Origin of the sequence: Ruegeria sp., from assembly GCF_965243365.1 — a bacterium.
Taxonomy (GTDB): Bacteria; Pseudomonadota; Alphaproteobacteria; order Rhodobacterales; family Rhodobacteraceae; genus Ruegeria.
Map to the genome: position 1 here is coordinate 2,447,654 of NZ_CBDEUW010000002.1, position 18,654 is coordinate 2,466,307.

At 58.3% G+C, this 18,654-nt stretch carries 19 protein-coding genes; 12 read left to right on the forward strand and 7 right to left on the reverse strand.

The window, feature by feature from the left end; genetic code table 11:
- Window positions 1-29: 29 nt before the first annotated feature.
- Window positions 30-512: a fasciclin domain-containing protein gene (locus ACP0GE_RS15840; RefSeq protein WP_424832879.1), complete on the reverse strand. Its 483-nt coding sequence runs from the start codon at window positions 510-512 to the stop codon at window positions 30-32.
- Window positions 513-680: 168 nt separating this feature from the next.
- On the reverse strand, window positions 681-1,220 hold the full coding sequence (locus ACP0GE_RS15845; RefSeq protein WP_424832880.1) for an adenine phosphoribosyltransferase: 540 nt from the start codon (window positions 1,218-1,220) through the stop codon (window positions 681-683).
- A gap of 131 nt (window positions 1,221-1,351) precedes the next feature.
- Here ACP0GE_RS15845 and ACP0GE_RS15850 point away from each other — a divergent pair, with 131 nt between their 5' ends.
- Window positions 1,352-1,717: a hypothetical protein gene (locus ACP0GE_RS15850; RefSeq protein ID WP_424832881.1), complete on the forward strand. Its 366-nt coding sequence runs from the start codon at window positions 1,352-1,354 to the stop codon at window positions 1,715-1,717.
- 4 nt (window positions 1,718-1,721) lie between these two features.
- Here the strand turns inward: ACP0GE_RS15850 and ACP0GE_RS15855 are convergent, their stop codons facing one another.
- Both ACP0GE_RS15855 and ACP0GE_RS15860 read right to left on the reverse strand, forming a co-directional pair.
- Window positions 1,722-2,351 (reverse strand): LysE family translocator, encoded by a 630-nt coding sequence (locus ACP0GE_RS15855; RefSeq protein ID WP_424832882.1) that lies wholly within the window; start codon window positions 2,349-2,351, stop codon window positions 1,722-1,724.
- Between the two features lie 50 nt (window positions 2,352-2,401).
- Window positions 2,402-3,418, reverse strand: a complete 1,017-nt coding sequence (locus tag ACP0GE_RS15860) for a DUF418 domain-containing protein (protein WP_424832883.1) — start codon at window positions 3,416-3,418, stop codon at window positions 2,402-2,404.
- Window positions 3,419-3,639: 221 nt separating this feature from the next.
- On the opposite strand from ACP0GE_RS15860, the gene ACP0GE_RS15865 reads away from it, so the two are divergent.
- A complete protein-coding gene (locus ACP0GE_RS15865) occupies window positions 3,640-4,497 on the forward strand; it encodes an alpha/beta hydrolase (protein ID WP_424832884.1) in 858 nt (285 codons plus the stop codon).
- 19 nt (window positions 4,498-4,516) lie between these two features.
- Here ACP0GE_RS15865 and ACP0GE_RS15870 read toward each other — a convergent pair whose 3' ends face one another.
- Window positions 4,517-5,389, reverse strand: a complete 873-nt coding sequence (locus ACP0GE_RS15870; RefSeq protein ID WP_424832885.1) for an S-methyl-5'-thioadenosine phosphorylase — start codon at window positions 5,387-5,389, stop codon at window positions 4,517-4,519.
- 218 nt (window positions 5,390-5,607) lie between these two features.
- Here ACP0GE_RS15870 and ACP0GE_RS15875 point away from each other — a divergent pair, with 218 nt between their 5' ends.
- Entirely contained in the window at window positions 5,608-7,242 is a 1,635-nt protein-coding gene (locus ACP0GE_RS15875; RefSeq protein WP_424832886.1) for a SulP family inorganic anion transporter, read from the forward strand.
- 138 nt (window positions 7,243-7,380) lie between these two features.
- Here the strand turns inward: ACP0GE_RS15875 and ACP0GE_RS15880 are convergent, their stop codons facing one another.
- Window positions 7,381-7,986, reverse strand: a complete 606-nt coding sequence (locus ACP0GE_RS15880) for a flavin reductase family protein (RefSeq protein ID WP_424832887.1) — start codon at window positions 7,984-7,986, stop codon at window positions 7,381-7,383.
- Between the two features lie 72 nt (window positions 7,987-8,058).
- On the opposite strand from ACP0GE_RS15880, the gene ACP0GE_RS15885 reads away from it, so the two are divergent.
- From ACP0GE_RS15885 to ACP0GE_RS15900, 4 genes are all read left to right on the forward strand, one after another.
- On the forward strand, window positions 8,059-8,553 hold the full coding sequence (locus ACP0GE_RS15885; protein ID WP_424832888.1) for a GNAT family N-acetyltransferase: 495 nt from the start codon (window positions 8,059-8,061) through the stop codon (window positions 8,551-8,553).
- A 53-nt stretch (window positions 8,554-8,606) separates the two neighbouring features.
- The gene (locus ACP0GE_RS15890) at window positions 8,607-9,356 is read left to right on the forward strand and encodes an EcsC family protein (RefSeq protein WP_424832889.1); all 750 of its coding nucleotides are present in this window, start codon (window positions 8,607-8,609) and stop codon (window positions 9,354-9,356) included.
- A gap of 64 nt (window positions 9,357-9,420) precedes the next feature.
- Window positions 9,421-9,873, forward strand: coding sequence for a DUF1178 family protein (locus ACP0GE_RS15895; protein WP_424832890.1), 453 nt, complete (start codon window positions 9,421-9,423; stop codon window positions 9,871-9,873).
- Between the two features lie 3 nt (window positions 9,874-9,876).
- Window positions 9,877-10,515, forward strand: a complete 639-nt coding sequence (locus ACP0GE_RS15900; protein WP_424832891.1) for an SDR family NAD(P)-dependent oxidoreductase — start codon at window positions 9,877-9,879, stop codon at window positions 10,513-10,515.
- Here ACP0GE_RS15900 and ACP0GE_RS15905 read toward each other — a convergent pair.
- The gene (locus ACP0GE_RS15905; RefSeq protein ID WP_424832892.1) at window positions 10,509-10,865 is read right to left on the reverse strand and encodes a hypothetical protein; all 357 of its coding nucleotides are present in this window, start codon (window positions 10,863-10,865) and stop codon (window positions 10,509-10,511) included. The genes ACP0GE_RS15900 and ACP0GE_RS15905 overlap by 7 nt on opposite strands.
- A 166-nt stretch (window positions 10,866-11,031) precedes the next feature.
- Between ACP0GE_RS15905 and ACP0GE_RS15910 the strand changes: the two genes are divergently transcribed.
- The 5 genes from ACP0GE_RS15910 to ACP0GE_RS15930 all read left to right on the forward strand — a co-directional run bounded on the left by ACP0GE_RS15910 (window position 11,032) and on the right by ACP0GE_RS15930 (window position 18,603).
- A complete protein-coding gene (locus tag ACP0GE_RS15910) occupies window positions 11,032-12,270 on the forward strand; it encodes an aspartate kinase (RefSeq protein ID WP_424832893.1) in 1,239 nt (412 codons plus the stop codon).
- A 46-nt stretch (window positions 12,271-12,316) separates the two neighbouring features.
- Entirely contained in the window at window positions 12,317-14,560 is a 2,244-nt protein-coding gene (gene ptsP, locus ACP0GE_RS15915; RefSeq protein WP_424832894.1) for a phosphoenolpyruvate--protein phosphotransferase, read from the forward strand.
- A 153-nt stretch (window positions 14,561-14,713) separates the two neighbouring features.
- The gene (zwf, locus tag ACP0GE_RS15920; protein WP_424832895.1) at window positions 14,714-16,159 is read left to right on the forward strand and encodes a glucose-6-phosphate dehydrogenase; all 1,446 of its coding nucleotides are present in this window, start codon (window positions 14,714-14,716) and stop codon (window positions 16,157-16,159) included.
- A 2-nt stretch (window positions 16,160-16,161) separates the two neighbouring features.
- Window positions 16,162-17,967, forward strand: a complete 1,806-nt coding sequence (gene edd, locus ACP0GE_RS15925; protein WP_424832896.1) for a phosphogluconate dehydratase — start codon at window positions 16,162-16,164, stop codon at window positions 17,965-17,967.
- Window positions 17,968-17,970: 3 nt separating this feature from the next.
- A complete protein-coding gene (locus ACP0GE_RS15930) occupies window positions 17,971-18,603 on the forward strand; it encodes a bifunctional 4-hydroxy-2-oxoglutarate aldolase/2-dehydro-3-deoxy-phosphogluconate aldolase (protein ID WP_424832897.1) in 633 nt (210 codons plus the stop codon).
- Window positions 18,604-18,654 lie beyond the last annotated feature (51 nt).

Consider the following 18,654-nt stretch of genomic DNA (forward strand, 5'->3'; position numbering starts at 1 on the left):
CCGGCTGACCGGGCCGCCATTGTCTGCAGTTACGACGATGGCAGAATGACTTTGTCGATCACGTGGATCACGCCGTTGTCGGCCTCGATATCGGCTTGAACAACGTTTGCGTCATTCACCATTACGCCGTTATCCAGATCGATGGTGACTTCACCGCCCTGGACTGTGGCCGCAGACATGTCATCGGACAGATCGCCCGACATCACTTTTCCAGGCACCACATGATAGGTCAGGATTGCGACCAGTTGATCCTTGTTCTCGGGTTTGAGCAAGTTCTCCACTGTACCCTCGGGCAGGGCGGCAAAGGCTTCGTCGGTTGGGGCAAAGACGGTGAACGGACCTTCGCCCTTCAACGTATCCACCAAATCAGCAGCTTGTACGGCTGCAACGAGTGTGGTGAAGCTGCCGGCCCCAACCGCTGTGTCCACAATGTCTTTCTTGTGGCCGCCCGCAAAGGCGGTTGTGGTCAGCAGGAGGGTTGTGGCGCTGGCGAAAGCGATTTTGCGAAACATCGGATAACTTCCCTTGTTGAAAATGCCTCAGGTGGCATCGTCAACGGTACGGGCCGATGTCAGGGACAGATCAACGCCGTAACACGATAAAGGGATTGATTTGGTGGGCGCAGGAGCTAAGCCTCGGCATTTGGAATTATCCAATCACGCTTTCGTGATTGGTTTGCGTCAGAGCCCCTCGAATTCGCATAGCACGTGAACGTCCATACCCATGCTTTCCAGCACTTTGTGCCCACCCAGTTCGGGCAGATCGATAATGAACGCGCAGGAGACGATTTCCCCGCCTAAGCGTTCGATCAGTTTTATTCCGGCCTCGGCTGTGCCTCCGGTGGCCAAAAGGTCATCTACGACAAGAATTTTTTCGCCCGGCTGGATGGCATCATCGTGGATTTCCACGATCGCCTCGCCGTATTCCAGCTTATAGTCCTGACTGATCGTGGTGCCGGGCAATTTGCCCTTTTTGCGGATCGGTACGAAACCGACGCTCAGTTGATGAGCGATTGCGCCGCCCAGAATGAAACCGCGGGCCTCTAGGCCTACAACTTTGTCAATCCGCTCGCCCGCGTAGGGGTGCAGCATTTGGTCGATGGCGATACGAAACCCGCGCGGATCGGCAAACAAAGTGGTGACATCGCGAAACATGATCCCTTCATGCGGGAAATCAACGATGGTCCGAATGTAATCCTTGACTGTTTTGTTTCTGGACATGGGCCACCCTTTGCGCGTCAAAAAACACGCCAGTGTTTGGCCCAAGACGCCCGTTCATGCAAGGAGAGTCTGCCGCCTGCGTTACTTGCGGCGGCGTGCTATGACATTCGGCAGGCTATAATATCTGTACAGTGACGCTGGCAGCCACGACAGGTGCGGTTTGCGCCAGTTGCGTTGGTCTCGCAAAAGAAATGCCTGAGCAGCATGAAGATTCATTGCCTAATTCCTATTTTTGTTGTTATGTGCCCGATAACTACAACTTCTATGCTATGTATATGCATTGCATCTCGGAAAGAATCAAGTCTCGAATAGGATCAAAAGGCGTGGCAAAGAAAGACAGCAAGGGGTCTACCAAGAAAAACAGTCAGTTGGTCCTGCGTTTGGATAAAGATGAACGGGATGCGTTTGTCGAACTGTGCAAAGAACTCGACACATCAGCCGCCCGCGAAATCCGCCGATTCATCCGTGGTTTTATGAAAGAAAACGCCGAGGATTGATCCTTTAGGCCGGACGTCTGAGGATGGTTGTTGCCACGCCCATTCCGATAAGGGCCAAACCTCCAAATCGCGTGATTGCAGTTATGATGCCTGCGCGCCCGATCATTCGGCGAAGGCGGTCCGCGAGCAGTGCATAAGCAAGCGCATTCAGCCAGGCCAGACCAACAAAAGTGGCGATCAGGATCGCGAATTGAGGACCCAGAGCGTCGGCTGGTCGCAGGAATTGCGGCACAAAAGCAATGAAAAAGGCAATTGATTTAGGGTTCAACGCGGTCACGGCCGCTGCATGGCCAAACACACTGCGCGCGGTCACATCGTTCTCGGTGCGCATCGGATCCAAACCGTCCGAAGGTGCGCTGCGCAGAAGTTTCACGCCGAGCCACACCAAATAGGCCGCGCCGATCCATTTTAGGGCTGAAAACAGGATCGCTGATGCCAGAACCAGCGCACCCAGCCCCAGCAAGGAAGCTGTCATGGCGATCAGATCGCCCAGGGCCACCCCGGTGGCCGAGGCAACGGCAACGCTTCGGCCTTTGGACAATGCGTAACTTAGCACCAGCAGAACGGTCGGGCCGGGTATTAGCAGCAGGGCGGTCGAAGCGGCCACAAAAGCCAGCCAAAGGTCAAGTTCCATGGGGCGTCCTAATCTGTTTTGCGCCACCAAGCCCTGATACTTTGGTGCCGTCAAGCCCTGTGCGGTTGGGTTATCCACCGCATCAGCGCCTCCAACGGGCCTCGACGGAATTTGCGGGACCAGAGCAACGCATATCCCGAAGAGGCGGAACAAAACAGCAATGCGATTGCCGTGATCTGCGGGGTCGTCAACGTTCCATCCAGCAAACCCAATGCCTCTAGCGCGCCCATACCGATCAGGATATGGGCCATATACAAGGTCAGGCTTTGGCGACCCGGGGCCGTCAGTACCGGTGTTATCCGAGCACGCTCGAAAACCGGCCACAGCTTTAGAAGCACCCCTATGACGACACAGGCGCTTCCGGTGCCTGCAAGGATGTAGAACGGCCCCGGAGGTATCGACTCGGTCCCCAAATACGCCGCCAACTCGGGATCAGACGCCAACATTTGCGGGAATAGCGCCAGAACTGCTACGCCAAAGCCCCACATGATCAGCCGGTGTTGAATACACAGCGTTCGCAAGTCGGTTCGCCCGATTGCCATGCCGATCAAGAGAAATGCAGCCCAGGGCAGGACCGGATGCCAGCCATTGAAAATGGTGTTGCGCAGAAACCCCGGCAGCGTCCAAAGGTCAGTGTAAGTCAGGGTTTGCCAGTCCCATCCTCGGTCATAATCAAAGGTCAAAATCGCAAATACCGACAGGGCGACAACTGTCAAAGCGCCCAGCCAAAGGGCGCGTTCGGACGCTGTCAAAAACGCGGCCCCGACAACGAAATAGACTGCGTAGAAATGCAGGATATCCGCATCGAAGATCGTCATGTTGATCAGGCCCAGCACAAACAAAAACGCTGCACGCTTCAGCAACAGGGACGGCGCAATGCGTGACAAACTCACCCCGATCCCTGCCAAAATGACAAACAACGCAGCGGCGCGCCCTTCCAACGCGTTGATCAGGGCCGTGGCCCAGTCGTCGCCTGGGGCGACCTGAGCGGCAATTCGGAAATTAACCAGCACCATGCCGCAAAAGGCCAGAAAACGTGCGCCATCCAATGCTTCAAGGCGGTTCATGTCGGGTCTTCGTCTCGGTTTTGATCAGGCAACGACCTGTTTTGTTTGAGTTTCTTCGGATCAACATGGCCAACCCCTTGTGTCTTTCAAGTTCGGATGTTGGGAATTGCTAAAATGTTGGCATCGTGGCAACAGGCTAAAGAATGCGTTAAGGTTTCGGCACATTTCTTGAAATTCTGCTAGCGGTTACCAGAATTTGGGTTTCGATGGCGGAGAAATCGATGACACAGGCACACAGCGTGGACCCCAAGACCTTTTCCCCTGAACGCAGATGGTCGCCGAAGAAAGCTCTGTTTGCCGCACTGGCGCTGGGCTGTCTGCTCTATGCGGCTGCCGTCTCGTATATGTATGTCAACCAGAGCTCGCTTCTCTTCAAACCCGAAGGCGACTTGCCAGCCCCATCTGCGATCGGGCTGGCGGATGTTGAGCTTGTTCAGTTTCAGATGTCGGATGAGGTCACGTTGGCTGTATGGTCAGCGCCACCAGCAATCGAAGGGGCACCGACAGTTTTGTTCTTTCACGGACAAAGCGGCAATCTGGCGGATCGCGCAGACCGGTTCCGCGAGATTCTCAACAGCGGGTTTGGCCTGCTGGCACCCAGCTATCGTGGGTTTCCGGGCAGCGAAGGTGAGTCTTCGGAACCGGCGCTGATTTCCGATGGTTTGGAATTGTTTGATGCACTTCACGCCCAAGGGGATCGGATTGTGCTGCACGGTCAGAGTTTGGGGACAGGAGTGGCCGCCGCCGTCGCAGCGCAAAGGCCCGAGGCCGAGCTGCTTGTGCTGGAAGCCCCCTTTACCGCAACGGTCGACGTTGCTGCCGAAAGATACCCCTGGTTGCCGGTTCACGCGCTGATGCGGGATAAATTTGCCACGCGCGACATCATCGGGCAAATCGAGATGCCGATATTGATCTTTCACGGTGCTCAGGATGAAACCGTTCCGCTTCACCATAGCGAGGCATTGGCCGCGTTGTCCGGTCCATCAGGGCAATTGTTTGTAACCCCTGACGGAACCCACAGTGATTTGTGGTCGCATGGTTTATGGGATGAAGTGAGTCGTCACTTGCCCATAAACTAACGAGCCTCCGCAGTATGGGTTATAGAACGCGCCCGGCCACCGCATCCAGTTTCGCCATTACTGCCGGATCGCGCTTTTCGGGTGCGGTCAGGACGGCGTATTCCAGTGCCCGGTCACACCCAAACGGGCAGGGCGCGCGGTCTGGGTCCAACGGTCCCGGCAATCCTTTGACCAATGCGCGGGCCTTGTCGGCGTTGCCTGTCAGCGTCGCAACGATGGTCGCGATGTCGACCTCGCCGTGGTCCGGGTGCCAACTGTCGTAATCCGTGACCATCGCAACGGATGCGTAACACAACTCGGCCTCACGCGCGAGCTTGGCTTCGGGCATGTTGGTCATGCCAATCACATCGCACCCCCAATGCTCACGGTACATCTTTGATTCCGCGAGGGAAGAAAATTGCGGCCCCTCCATCGCCAGATAGGTGCCGCCGCGATGGATGGTTATTCCCGCAGCCTTGGCTGCGGTTTCGCAAGCATCCGACAGGCGCGGGCAGGTCGGATGCGCGACGCTGACATGCGCGACACAGCCGGTGCCAAAAAAGCTTTTTTCACGCGCAAACGTCCGGTCGATGAACTGATCGACGATGACAAAATCCCCCGGCGCCATATGCTCGCGAAACGACCCACAGGCCGAGACCGAGATGACGTCGGTCACACCCAACCGCTTCAAAGCGTCGATATTGGCGCGATAGGGCACCTCTGTCGGGGAATGCACGTGCCCGCGTCCATGGCGCGGCAGGAACGCCATCGGTACCCCATCCAGGGTGCCGGTCAGGATCTGATCCGATGGATCACCCCACGGAGATTCAACCGAAACCCAAGCAGCACCTTCAAGACCATCGATGTCATAGATGCCGGATCCTCCGATAATGGCGATTTTTGTTTTGGCCACGTGTCCTCTCCGTTCTTGCTTCTGATGGAATTATCTGCGGAAGGCGCGCCTGTTTGGCAAGTGTGTTCAACCGTTTGTACTGGCGGAACCTTGTGCTGGTTGCCTTGAGATATGCGTTGGGCGCATACCCGCTTCCCGCTAAGTGCCGTATCCGAGATGCCGTTCTATCAGTAAAAGGGCGCGTTCGCGCCAACAGACCCAATCCATAGGACACCCCGATGCCCCGAGCTATGCTGGCAAGCTTTGCCAATCGTCTTGCCATTCCCGATCTGCGCTGGTCGCCCGAGGAAGGGCTTACTATGTCGCGTCTTCGGATCGAACTGTTGTCAGGTCTGACAGTTGCCCTTGCGCTGGTGCCCGAAGCTGTGGCGTTTGCCTTTGTGGCGGGTGTGCACCCATTGGTCGGTCTTTACGCCGCGTTCCTGGTCGGTTTGATCACAGCATTGATTGGCGGACGTCCGGGCATGATTTCGGGTGCAACCGGTGCTCTGGCCGTGGTTATGGTCGCATTGGTGGCACAACACGGTGTCGAGTATCTGTTCGCGACGGTTGTTCTGATGGGCATCCTGCAAGTGATCGCAGGCGCGATGCACTGGGGGCGATTCATTCGGCTGGTGCCGCATCCGGTCATGCTGGGCTTTGTAAACGGTCTGGCGATCGTGATTTTTCTGGCGCAGTTGGGTCAGTTCAAGGTGCCGGGGACTATGGAAAACACCGGCCACGGCGTGGGTGGTGGAGAATGGCTGTCCGGCATGCAGCTCTATACGATGCTGGGGCTTGTGGCGCTGACTATGGCGGTGATCTGGATCATGCCGCGGATCACGCGGATCGTTCCTGCGCCTCTGGCTGGTATCGTGGTGGTTGCCGCTATTGTGATCGGCGTGGGGCTCGACGTGCCTCGGGTTGGTGATTTGGCGTCGATCGAAGGTGGCCTTCCCAAGTTCCACATCCCCATGGTGCCGCTGACATGGGAGACCTTTGAAATCATTCTGCCCTATGCTGTCATTCTGGCGGCAATTGGTCTGATCGAGTCCCTTTTGACATTGAATCTGGTCGGTGAAATCACTGGCAAACGAGGCGGTGCTTCGCAGGAGTGCATTGCACAGGGCGCTGCCAATGTTGTCACCGGTTTCTTCGGTGGTATGGGCGGTTGCGCGATGATTGGTCAGTCAATGATCAACGTCAAATCCGGAGGCCGCACCCGCATTGCCGGGATTGCAGCCGCTGTCTTCCTGCTGGTATTCATCCTGTTTGCCTCGCCTCTGATCGAACAGATCCCTCTGGCGGCACTGGTCGGCGTCATGTTCATGGTGGTGATCGGCACATTCGCGTGGAACTCGTTCAAGATCCTTCTCAAAGTTCCCATGATGGACGCTTTTGTGATTGTGCTGGTAACTGTTGTGACCGTGATGGAAGACCTTGCGGTCGCCGTCGTTGTGGGCGTAATCGTTTCGGCCCTGGCCTACGCATGGAACAACGCCAAGCGCATTCACGCTGTCACCCGTGACTCGGAGACGGAAGAGGGTGCGAAAGTCTACGAAATCCAGGGTCCGCTGTTTTTTGGCTCGTCTGAAGGGTTTGTCGAACTGTTCGATGTCGCGAATGACCCGGAAACCGTGATTGTGGACTTTGCCGACAGCCGGGTCGTCGATCAATCGGCGTTGCAGGCGATCGAGAACATCGCGGCCAAATACGAAGCAGCCGGAAAACGCGTCATGCTGCGCCACCTGAGCCGCGACTGCCACAAGCTGCTGACGAAAGCCGGGCACCTGATGGTCGACAGCGACGACGATCCGGAATACGAACTTGTTGTCGACTATTCCGTCCGTACCGGGATTTTGGGCGGGCATTGACATTCCTGCGAGGCTCTGCCTCGCGCTCCGGGATATTTGGGGCCAGATGAAGAATGGGTCCCCTGCTTCATCTGGCTAAAAATATCCCGGGGGAGTCGCCCGAAGGGCGGCGGGGGCAGAGCCCCCTTTGCGTAGCTATTAGTCATCGGGCCGTGACAGCGAAAACAATTCACTGACGACCGCATAATCCCGGTAACCCAGCCGCGCGAGGGGTTTGTACGAGGTCACATCGAACTTGCCGTCGCGGATGTGGTCTTCATGCAGGTGAACCCCTGTGACTTCACCGAACACGACGCGATTGGCCTCACCTGGCAGTTTTACAATCTGCGTGAGTTTACATTCCAACGCAGCAGGCGCGCCGTCTATTCGGGCGCAGGGGATGGTCTCGCATTCGATGGGGTTCACTCCGGCATGACTGAACTCGTCTATGTGCTTGGGCAGGGTTGCCGAACTCGCATTCATTGCGTCCCGATGGGCGTGGGCCACCACATTGACACAGAATACTCCGGTTGCCTCGATATTGGCGATGCTGTCCTTGCCATCCTCCTGATCATGTTTGGTGCCGGTTGTGGCGAACATCACCTGGGGCGGTGTGTAGGCGACACCATTGAAAAACGAATAGGGGGCCAGATTGTTGATTCCGTCGGCATCCCGGGTCGATATCCAGCCAATCGGGCGCGGGGTGATGATCGCGTTAAATGGGTTGTGCGGCAGCCCATGGCCGTTTTCGGGTCGGTAGAACATCTGATCTCCAAGCGTTTGCTCAAGGCGTAACGAAGTGTTAGGGCGAATGCCAGCAAGGAGAAGAGGGCAGGGGTGCAGCAGTTCAGGATCAGGCCGGAAGAGCCGGAGGATTGGTGGGAAATCGAAGCTCTCTATGACCTGTGCTTCGCACCGGGGCGCGAGGCATTGTCTTCGTACCGTCTGCGTGATGACGTATCTCCGATTTCCGATCTGTCATTGGTGGCGCGCGACGGGCAAGAGATCCTGGCGGGTGCGATCCGGTTCTGGCCTGTTCATGTCGGTCCACATGATGCGTTGTTGTTGGGACCGGTCGCGGTACACCCGACCCATCAGGGTGAAGGATTGGGCGGCTATCTCATCCATAAGGGTATCGAAATCGGGCGCGAGCTGGGATGGCAGAGGGTCATGCTGGTGGGCGATGCGCCCTACTACGCCCGGTTCGGCTTTGACCGCCTACAGGGGGTCGAGATGCCGCCACCGACCAACCCCGAACGCGTTCTGGGCTTGGAATTGAAGCCCGGCGTGTGGGGTGGAATCCGGGGCCAAGTGACCCGTTGGACGCGATGACCCATTGAAAACCTACTGCAACGTGCCGATCTTTTCTGGACAGGAGGGCACCTATGCAGGACGTGGTTCTTGTTGAAAAGATCGATCCCGAGGCCGAACTGGACCGCCTTGCGACGCATTATAAGGCGGCTGGCGGGGTTGGCATCAAGCTGCTGAATCGGCTTGGCGGATCGGCGGAGTCGTTGCTGGAACAGCTACCGGACCCTGTGCGCCACGGTTTGAACGGCGCGACCGAGCAGGCGCTTTGGCTGGCCATGCACGCCGCACAGGGGTCCCGGCGGGCCGTGCCGGATCAGCCGCCTTGGGTGAATACAGCCATGACCACCGCTATGGGCGCGGCCGGAGGGCTGGGCGGGGTCTCGACCGCATTGATGGAGTTGCCAGCGACCACCACAATGCTGCTTCGCTCGATACAGGGCGCAGCGGCGCGTGAAGGGTTTGATCCGGCCGAAGAGGGCGTAAAGTTCGACTGTGTGCGGGTTTTGTCTGCGGCAGGTCCGTTGTCGCATGATGACGGGGCGGACACGGGCTTTTTCTCGGTGCGGCTGACGTTGACAGGCCCAACGATGCAGCGGTTGATTGCCGCCGTCGCGCCTCGGTTATCGGTGGTTCTGGGGCAGAAACTAGCAGCGCAATCCGTGCCCATTCTGGGTGCACTGGCTGGGGGCAGCGCCAACTATGTTTATACCCGCTACTACCAGCAGATTGCCCATGTTCACTTTGGTCTGCGCCGTTTGGCCGTAGACGCAGACATCCCCCACGAAGAGTTGGTGCAGAGACTCTCCACACGTATGCTGCGTTGAAACCGAGGGCTTGATCTTGCCTTATCGGTAGGTATCTATTCGCCAACCGAAACTTGGATTGACGATGATTCAATACGCGCTGAAATGCAGTGAAGGCCACAGCTTTGACAGCTGGTTTCAATCGGCTGACGCTTTCGACAAACTTGCTTCGGCGGGAATGGTGACGTGCGCTGTGTGCGGGTGCGCCGAGGTTGAAAAGGCAATTATGACGCCACGGGTGCGCCCAGCACGTTCGGCGGCACGCCTGGTGCCGGAAAAACCCGACGCCCAGAGCATTGACGTCGCGACATCTACGCAGAACATCGAACAGGCGCTTTCCGAACTGCGCCGCGAGGTTGAAGACAACTCGGATTATGTCGGCAAGGAATTTGCCAGCGAGGCCCGGAAAATGCACCTTGGCGACGCGCCGGAGCGTTCGATCTATGGTGAGGCCAAGCCTGAAGAGGCACGCGCGCTGATTGAAGATGGCGTGCCAGTTGCACCCTTACCTTTTATTCCCAGCCGCAAAGCGAACTGAAGCATGCATGTCGTAATTACCGGCGCCAATCGTGGGATTGGCAAGGCCTTGGCCGATCATTACCGTGCCGAGGGGCATGACGTTACGGGTACTGCGCGTTGTGGAAGTGCTCAGGTGGTTCTGGACGTCACCGACCCGGACCATCACACCGATATGGCTAAGGCACTTGGCGATCGTCCTGTTGATCTGCTGATTTGCAACGCGGGGGTGTATCTGGACAAGGGGCAGAGCATTGACGGCTATCCGGTCGAGATGTGGGACCAAAGCTTTGCTACCAATGTAACAGGCGTGTTCTTGACCGTTCAGGCGCTGCTGCCCAACTTGCGCGCGGCCCGTGGCAGGATCGTCATTCAATCGTCGACGATGGCCTCACACACGCGTGCACCCGGGGGCAGCTACATCTATCGCGCCTCCAAGGCGGCGGTGTTGAATCTGGGGAGAAATCTGGCAACCGACCTGCGGGCAGATGGTATTGCCGTCGGCATCTATCACCCCGGCTGGGTGCAAACGGAAATGGGCGGCACCCGGGCGGAAATCACGGTGGACGAGGCCGTATCCGGCCTGGTTGAGCGATTCGACGCCCTGTCGCTGGAAAATACGGGCTGTTTTGCAAACTGGGACGGGCGCCCGCACGCCTACTGACGGGTCAGGGCCGCCCTTGGGATTTCATAGACCTCGCCCGGTTCAATGAAGATCACCATCAGATCCCCGGGCGTTTCGTATGAGATTTTCGCGGTCGAACTGCTGGAATCCGGGATGCCATCAGTAAAGTAAATCCGCCGGACCTCACCTGTGTTCAGTTGCACGGCCAGAGTAGCGGTGCCGTCCTCTTTACGGCGCAGTTCGGCAGGGCAGTTGGACAACGGTTCGCCCGCAATGGCCGCGCAGGGCACGGTGCCTAAGGAGTTTTGGCCATCTGTGCCCGAAAGCGTGGCGACCTGAGCGATGGCAGAGCTTGAAAATAGGGTCAGGGCAATAGCAAAGCGATACATGGAATCCTCTTGGATCAGTCAGTTGCCTTAACGCTGACATCGCCGCCCGTCATTGTAAAGCGGCCCCGTGCCGCAGTTTTGCGTCCGCGCTCGGCCTTGCCCTTGGCCCCCCCCTCGCATAAGAGGCACGAGATCGGAATCCAAAGGCGCGGAGACACTTGCCCCCATGCCCGTACTTGTAATGAAATTCGGCGGCACTTCGGTCGCCAATCTGGACCGTATCCGCCGCGCGGCCAAGCGCATCGGCGTTGAAGTGGCCAAAGGCTATGATGTGATTGTCATTGTCTCGGCCATGTCCGGCAAAACGAACGAATTGGTGGGCTGGGTCAATGAAACCTCACCCCTGTTCGATGCCCGCGAATATGATGCGGTTGTGTCGTCGGGTGAAAACATCACCGCGGGCCTGATGGCGCTGACATTGCAGGAAATGGACGTGCCCGCGCGCAGTTGGCAGGGCTGGCAGGTGCCGCTGCTGACCACCAGCGCCCACAGCCAGGCCCGGATCGAAGAGATCCCGACCGAGAATATCAGCCAGAAATTTGGTGAGGGCATGAAGGTCGCCGTTGTGGCAGGCTTTCAGGGCCTCAGCCCCGAAGGCCGTATTACCACGCTGGGTCGGGGTGGATCGGACACCACTGCCGTCGCCTTTGCCGCCGCGTTCGACGCCGAGCGGTGTGACATTTATACCGATGTGGACGGGGTTTATACCACCGACCCGCGTATCTGCGAAAAGGCGCGGAAACTGGATCGGATTTCGTTCGAGGAAATGCTCGAACTGGCCTCGCTGGGGGCCAAGGTGCTGCAAACCCGCTCGGTCGAGCTGGCGATGCGGTATAAGGTGAAACTGCGCGTTCTCTCAAGCTTTGAAGAACAATCCGACGAGGCCGGTACGCTGGTCTGCGACGAGGAGGATATCATGGAATCCAATGTTGTGGCCGGTGTGGCCTATTCCCGCGACGAAGCCAAGATGACCGTTGTTTCCGTGGCCGACCGCCCGGGCATCGCCACGACTATCTTCACTGCGCTCAGTGAAGAAGGCGTGAATGTCGACATGATCGTCCAAAACATCTCGGACGAGGGGCGTACCGACATGACGTTCTCATGCCCGACCGATCAGGTGGCGCGCGCCGAAAAGGCTCTGCTGGGCATCAAGGAAAAGGGTGAGCTGAACTATGCCGAACTGGTTGCTGACGAAGATGTCTGCAAGGTTTCGGTCGTGGGTATCGGTATGCGCTCGCAGTCGGGGGTTGCGGCCAAGATGTTCAAGGTGCTCTCGGATGAGGGGATCAACATCAAGGTCATCACAACCTCTGAGATTAAAATTTCCGTGCTGGTCGACAGGAAATACATGGAACTTGCTGTTCAGGCACTGCATGATGCCTTTGAACTGGACAAGGCGGCCTGAGCATTTCAGCCAACAGGGTCGCCTGAAACCGTAACTTGGGTGGGCCATGGTGGACGGCACCGAAACAGAATCCCGCAAGCTGCTGGGTCGGCTGCGCGAAGAAATGGCGAGCGAGGCCGCCGGCCAAGAGCGCCTTGACCGGATCACGCATCTGATTGCAGACAGTATCCGGGCCGAGGTCTGTTCGATCTACCTGTTCCGGGATGAAGAGACGCTGGAATTGTGCGCTACCGAAGGGTTGTCACCCGAGGCGGTACATAAGACCCGTATGCGCATGGGCGAGGGGCTGGTGGGTCGTGTCGCCAAAAGCGGCAAGGTGGTGAACACAGCCGATGCGCCCTCGGCCAAGGGTTTCCGCTATATGCCCGAGACCGGAGAAGAGCGGTTTTCGTCCTTTCTGGGGGTGCCTGTTCAGCGATTGGGCGAAAAACTCGGCGTGTTGGTCGTTCAGTCCCGTGAAGCACGGAAGTTTTCTGCAGACGAGATCTATGCGCTTGAAGTGGTGGCCATGGTTCTGGCCGAAATGGCGGAACTGGGCGCTTTTGTCGGTGAAGGCGCGGCCCTGTCCCCTTTGCACCAGCAATCGGTTCAGTTGACTGGTGGGCCCGCCCAGGAAGGCTCGGCCGAAGGTCATGTCTGGCTGCATGAGCCCCGCGTCGTTGTCACCAACCCGATTGCGGAAGACCCGCACAGAGAACAAGAGCGTCTGACCGAGGCGGTTGAAGAATTGCGGGTTGGCGTTGACAAGATGCTGGAAATCTCACGCGATGGCGATACCGAGCAGTTGCAGGTGCTGGAAGCGTATCGCATGTTCGCGAATTCCAAAGGCTGGATGCGGCGGATGGAGGAAGATATCGCCCTTGGCCTCAGCGCCGAAGCCGCGGTTGAAAAGGAACAATCCCAGGCGCGCGCGCGCATGAGCCAGGTTACCGACCCTTATCTGCGCGAACGGCTGGCCGATCTGGATGATCTGTCCAACCGGTTGCTGCGCATTCTGACAGGGCAGGGGAATGCAAACGGGGCCGATCTGCCGCCCGACCCGATCCTGGTCGCGCGCAACATCGGCCCGGGCGACTTGCTGGAATACGGTCGCTCGCTGAAGGGTATCGTGCTTGAGGAAGGCTCGGTCGGCAGCCACGCCACCATCGTCGCGCGTGCGCTGGCGATTCCATTGGTGGTGCATGTTGGCCGGATCACGACCGAGGCACTGAATGGCGATCATATTCTGGTCGATGGCGACAATGGTGTTGTTCACTTGCGCCCCGAAGATACCGTGGTCAGCGCGTTCCGAGACAAGGTCGCGATGCAGGCCAAGGCGCAGGAGCGTTACGCCTCGATCCGCGAAACCCCAACGGTAACGCGGGATGGCGCGCGGATTAATCTGGTAATGAATGCCGGTCTGATGGCCGACCTGCCCTCGTTGGGTCATTCGGGCGCCGAAGGGGTTGGCCTGTTCCGTACCGAACTGCAATTCCTGATCCGTAATCAGATGCCCAAACGCTCGGAACTTGTTTCGCAATATCAGCGGGTTCTGGATGCGGCTGGTGGCAAACGGGTGGTGTTCCGTACATTGGACATCGGGTCTGATAAGGTTCTGCCCTATATGAAACATGTGGCCGAGCCGAACCCGGCGCTGGGGTGGCGCGCGATCCGCGTCGGTCTGGACAAGCGTGGCGTGATGCGGATGCAGCTGCAGGCGCTCTTACGTGCTGCCAATGGCCGTCCGTTGACGATCATGTTCCCCTTTGTCGCCCAGGCCGAAGAATACCGCGAAGCGCGATGGGAGGTGAACAAAACCATCGAGCGTGAAAAGCGTCTGGGTCACGTGTTGCCCGAGACGCTTGAAGTCGGCGCGATGCTTGAAACGCCTTCATTGGCCTTTGCGCCGCAAAAGTTCTTTGACGAGGTCGATTTTGTATCGATTGGTGGCAATGACCTGAAACAGTTCTTCTTCGCCGCTGACCGCGAAAATGAACTGGTGCGCCGCCGATATGACACTCTGAACGTCAGCTTTCTGACTTTTATCGAACGTATCGTCGAACGATGCAGTACGTCGGACACCCCGCTCAGCTTCTGCGGTGAAGATGCGGGCCGCCCGGTCGAGGCGCTCTGCCTGGCCGCCATGGGGATGCGCACATTATCGATGCGTCCGGCCTCGATCGGGCCGGTCAAAAGCCTGTTGCTGCGATCTGACCTGCTGGCTGTGCGCAAAATCATCGCCGATGCCCGTCATCGCGGGGAGCAATCAGTGCGCCCAGCCGTAATGGAGTGGCTGCGCAGTCAGGGATAGGTTGGAAAAGCATGGTTTTCAGCGATTCTTAGCTTGATTTTTGGTGTGCGCCTTTCTATTAACGCCCAGAATGTTAGCGATAACATGGTATGATCTCTTATACGTAGCGCGCCATGTTAAGCTAATCGCAGTGACCTCAACAGGAGCCTCAACATGGTTTCACGCGTAATTCCGGTACAGCCTTTCGACCTTGTGTTGTTTGGTGCAACCGGTGACTTGGCGCAGCGTAAAATCCTGCCGGGGCTGTATCACCGATTTGAAGTCGGACAGATGCCGGAGGATGCCCGAATAATCGGCACAGCGCGGTCAGAAATGGACAGCGATGGCTTTCGCAAACAGATTCACGCATCGATGAAGGAATTTGCGCCAGAATTCGACAAGGGCACTTTGGACCGGTTTCTGGCCTGCGTTGAATATGTCCCGGTTGATGCCTTGGGCCAAGCGGGTTGGGATGCCCTGAAAGGCGTTATGCGCGACGACGTCATACGCGCTTTTTATCTGTCGGTCGGCCCAAGCCTGTTTTCCGGCATTGCTCAGCGATTGCAGGATACCGGCATAGCCACACCCGATAGCCGGATCGTTGTCGAAAAACCCTTTGGCCACGATCTTGCGTCGGCCAAGGCGCTGAATTCCGGCCTTCGCGCCTGTTTTGAAGAGCATCAAATCTATCGGATCGATCATTACCTGGGCAAAGAAACCGTTCAGAATCTGATGGCTTTGCGGTTTGCCAATTCTCTGTTCGAACCCTTGTGGAATTCGACCCATGTCGATCACGTTCAGATCACTGTTTCAGAAACCGTTGGCGTCGAAGGACGTGGTGCGTATTACGATCAGTCCGGCGCCATGCGGGATATGGTCCAGAACCATCTGGTGCAGTTGCTGTGTCTGACGGCGATGGAGCCGCCCTCGAAGTTTTCTCCCAACGCGGTGCGGGACGAAAAGGTCAAAGTGATTGAGGCGTTGGAACCTGTCGAACCCAAAGACATTGCGCGCGGGCAATATCGCGCGGAAAAGGGTGAGGGCGGATATGTTGATCACGTCGGCAACCCCGCCAGCCGGACCGAGAGCTTTATTGCGCTCAAAGTTCATTTAGGCAACTGGCGCTGGGCCGGGGTGCCGTTCTACCTGCGTACCGGCAAACGCCTGCGTGCGCGTGAATCCGAGATTGCGGTGTTCTTCCGCGATCCCCCCCATACGATATTCCCCAATGTCGGCCCTTTGCATGGGAACGTTCTGGTAATTCGCCTGCAACCGGATGAAGGCATCACCCTTCGCACCACGATCAAGGATCCCGGTCCGGGTGGCTTCCGCCTGTCCGATGTCTCGCTGGATATGAGCTTTGCTGATGCCTTGGGCGACGATGCCAGCGCCCCGGACGCCTATGAGCGCCTGATCATGGACGTCATCCGCGGCGACCAGACCTTGTTCATGCGCGGTGACGAAGCCGAAGCCGCGTGGGCCTGGGTCGATCCCATCATTCAGGGCTGGGAAGATCGCGGCGACAAGCCGTCGCGCTATGATCAGGGCAGCTCGGGTCCCGAAGAAGCATTGATGCTGATGCATCGCGACGGACGTCGCTGGCGTCAGATCGGAGGTTAGACATGGTACATTCCGTCATCACTGACGTCACGCAGCGTATCATCTCGCGCAGCGCCGACCTGCGTGGCCCGCATTTGGAACGGATGGAGCAGGCCAGGTCCAAGGGCCCAGCCCGCGCGCATCTGTCCTGCAGTGGCCAGGCCCATGCCTATGCGGGGGCGGGGCAGGACCAACAATCCATGGCCACCGGTACGGCGGGAAATCTGGGCATTGTCACTGCCTATAACGACATGCTGTCAGCGCACCAACCGTTCGAGCGGTATCCCGAACTGATCCGGCAGGCCATCCGTGCCGCCGGCGGCACCGCGCAGGTCGCGGGTGGTGTGCCCGCCATGTGTGACGGTGTCACCCAAGGTGAGGCCGGGATGGAACTGTCGCTGTTCTCGCGCGATGTGATCGCGTTGGCGGCGGCTGTCGCGCTGAGCCATAACACCTATGATGCGGCGGTGTTTCTTGGCGTTTGCGACAAAATCGTGCCTGGTCTGGTGATTGCGGCCCAAAGTTTTGGCCACCTGCCCGCCGTCTTCCTGCCCGCAGGTCCGATGACCAGCGGTTTGCCAAATGATGAAAAGGCGAAGGTTCGTCAGCAATTCGCCGCCGGAGAAGTGAGCCGCGACGCACTTATGAAGGCCGAAATGGCCGCCTATCACGGCCCCGGCACCTGTACATTCTACGGAACGGCCAACACCAACCAGATGCTGATGGAGTTCATGGGCCTGCATTTGCCGGGATCCAGCTTTATCAATCCCAACACGCCCCTGCGCGACGCTCTGACCGAAGAGGGCGCGCGCCGTGCCTTGTCGCTCAGCGCGCTTGGCAACCATTACACGCCCGTTTGCCAGATCCTGGACGAGCGTGCCTTCGTCAACGGTATCGTCGGATTGATGGCAACCGGAGGCTCGACAAACCTGCTAATCCACCTGATTGCCATGGCACGGGCCGGTGGCATCGTACTGGATTGGGAGGACTTCTCGGACATTTCCGCAGTGGTTCCTCTGGTTGCGCGGGTCTATCCGAATGGTTTGGCAGATGTGAACCATTTCCACGCGGCGGGGGGTTTGGGCTTTGCTATCGGCACGCTGCTGGAAGATGGTCTGTTGCACCCCGACACGCTGACGGTCGCCGGGCAGGGCCTGCACAATTACACCAAAGAACCAAAGCTGAAAAGCGGTGAACTGGTCTGGGAAGAAGGTGCAGGCCAGAGTCTGAACGAAAGGATCGTGCGCCCCGCCAAAGACCCGTTCCAGCCCACAGGAGGGCTGTCCCGCCTGACCGGTAATCTGGGAACTGGCGTCATGAAGGTCTCAGCCGTCGCGCCAGAGCACCAGATCGTCGAAGCTCCGGTCCGAGTATTCGACGATCAGGATCAGGTAAAAGCGGCTTTCAAAGCCGGAGAGTTCACCGGTGACGTCATTGTTGTCGTCCGTTTTCAGGGTCCGAAAGCCAATGGCATGCCTGAACTACACTCGCTGACACCCATCCTGTCGATACTGCAAGGGCGCGGGCAAAAGGTGGCGCTGGTGACTGATGGCCGCATGTCGGGCGCATCTGGCAAAGTGCCTGCCGCGATCCATGTTTGCCCCGAAGCGCTGGACGGGGGTGCGATCGCCTATCTGCAAGATGATGACCTGTTGCGTGTCGACGCGGTCAAAGGCGAGTTGGAAATCCTCACAGACGGCGTTCTCGAACGCACCCCGGCAACAGCAGACCTTTCTGCCAATCAGTTTGGTGTCGGGCGCGATCTGTTCGGAACCTTTCGGGCCAATGTCGGCTCGGCTGACACTGGCGCAAGCATTTTCGGAGTGTAACTTATGTCCAAGACCCACCGCACACGTGAAATATGCGCCCTGGCTCCCATTGTTCCCGTTTTGGTGGTCGATGACGAAGCGCTTGCGCGTCCTCTGGCCGAAGCCCTGGTTGCTGGCGGCCTTCCCGCGCTGGAAGTCACATTGCGAACCCCGGCGGCCCTGGATGCCATCCGGGCCATGTCCACGGTTCCCGGTGGCGTTGTTGGCGCCGGCACGCTGATCACGCCCGAGGATGTCCGCGCTGCAAAAGAGGCCGGCGCACAATTCGGCGTTTCACCTGGAGCCACCGACGCCCTGATCGCTGCATGTGAGGCCGAAGGCCTGCCCCTGTTGCCCGGTGCGGCCACGGCCAGCGAAGCCATGCAGCTTCTGGAAAAAGGCTACGACATGCAGAAGTTCTTTCCCGCCGAGGCGTCGGGTGGCGCTCCGGCCCTGAAAGCCATCGGCGCACCTCTGCCGCAGGTCACGTTCTGCCCAACGGGGGGGGTTTCTCCAACAAACGCAAAAGACTACCTCTGTCTGTCCAACGTGGTCTGCGCGGGCGGCAGCTGGGTTGCACCCAAAGACATGGTACAAAGCGGTGATTGGGCCGGGATTGAAGCCCTTGCCCGCGCGGCCTCCGGGCTGACGGATTGACGCCGCCCAAAGCCACGCTAGGGTAGGGGCCAATTCACACAGGTTGACCCC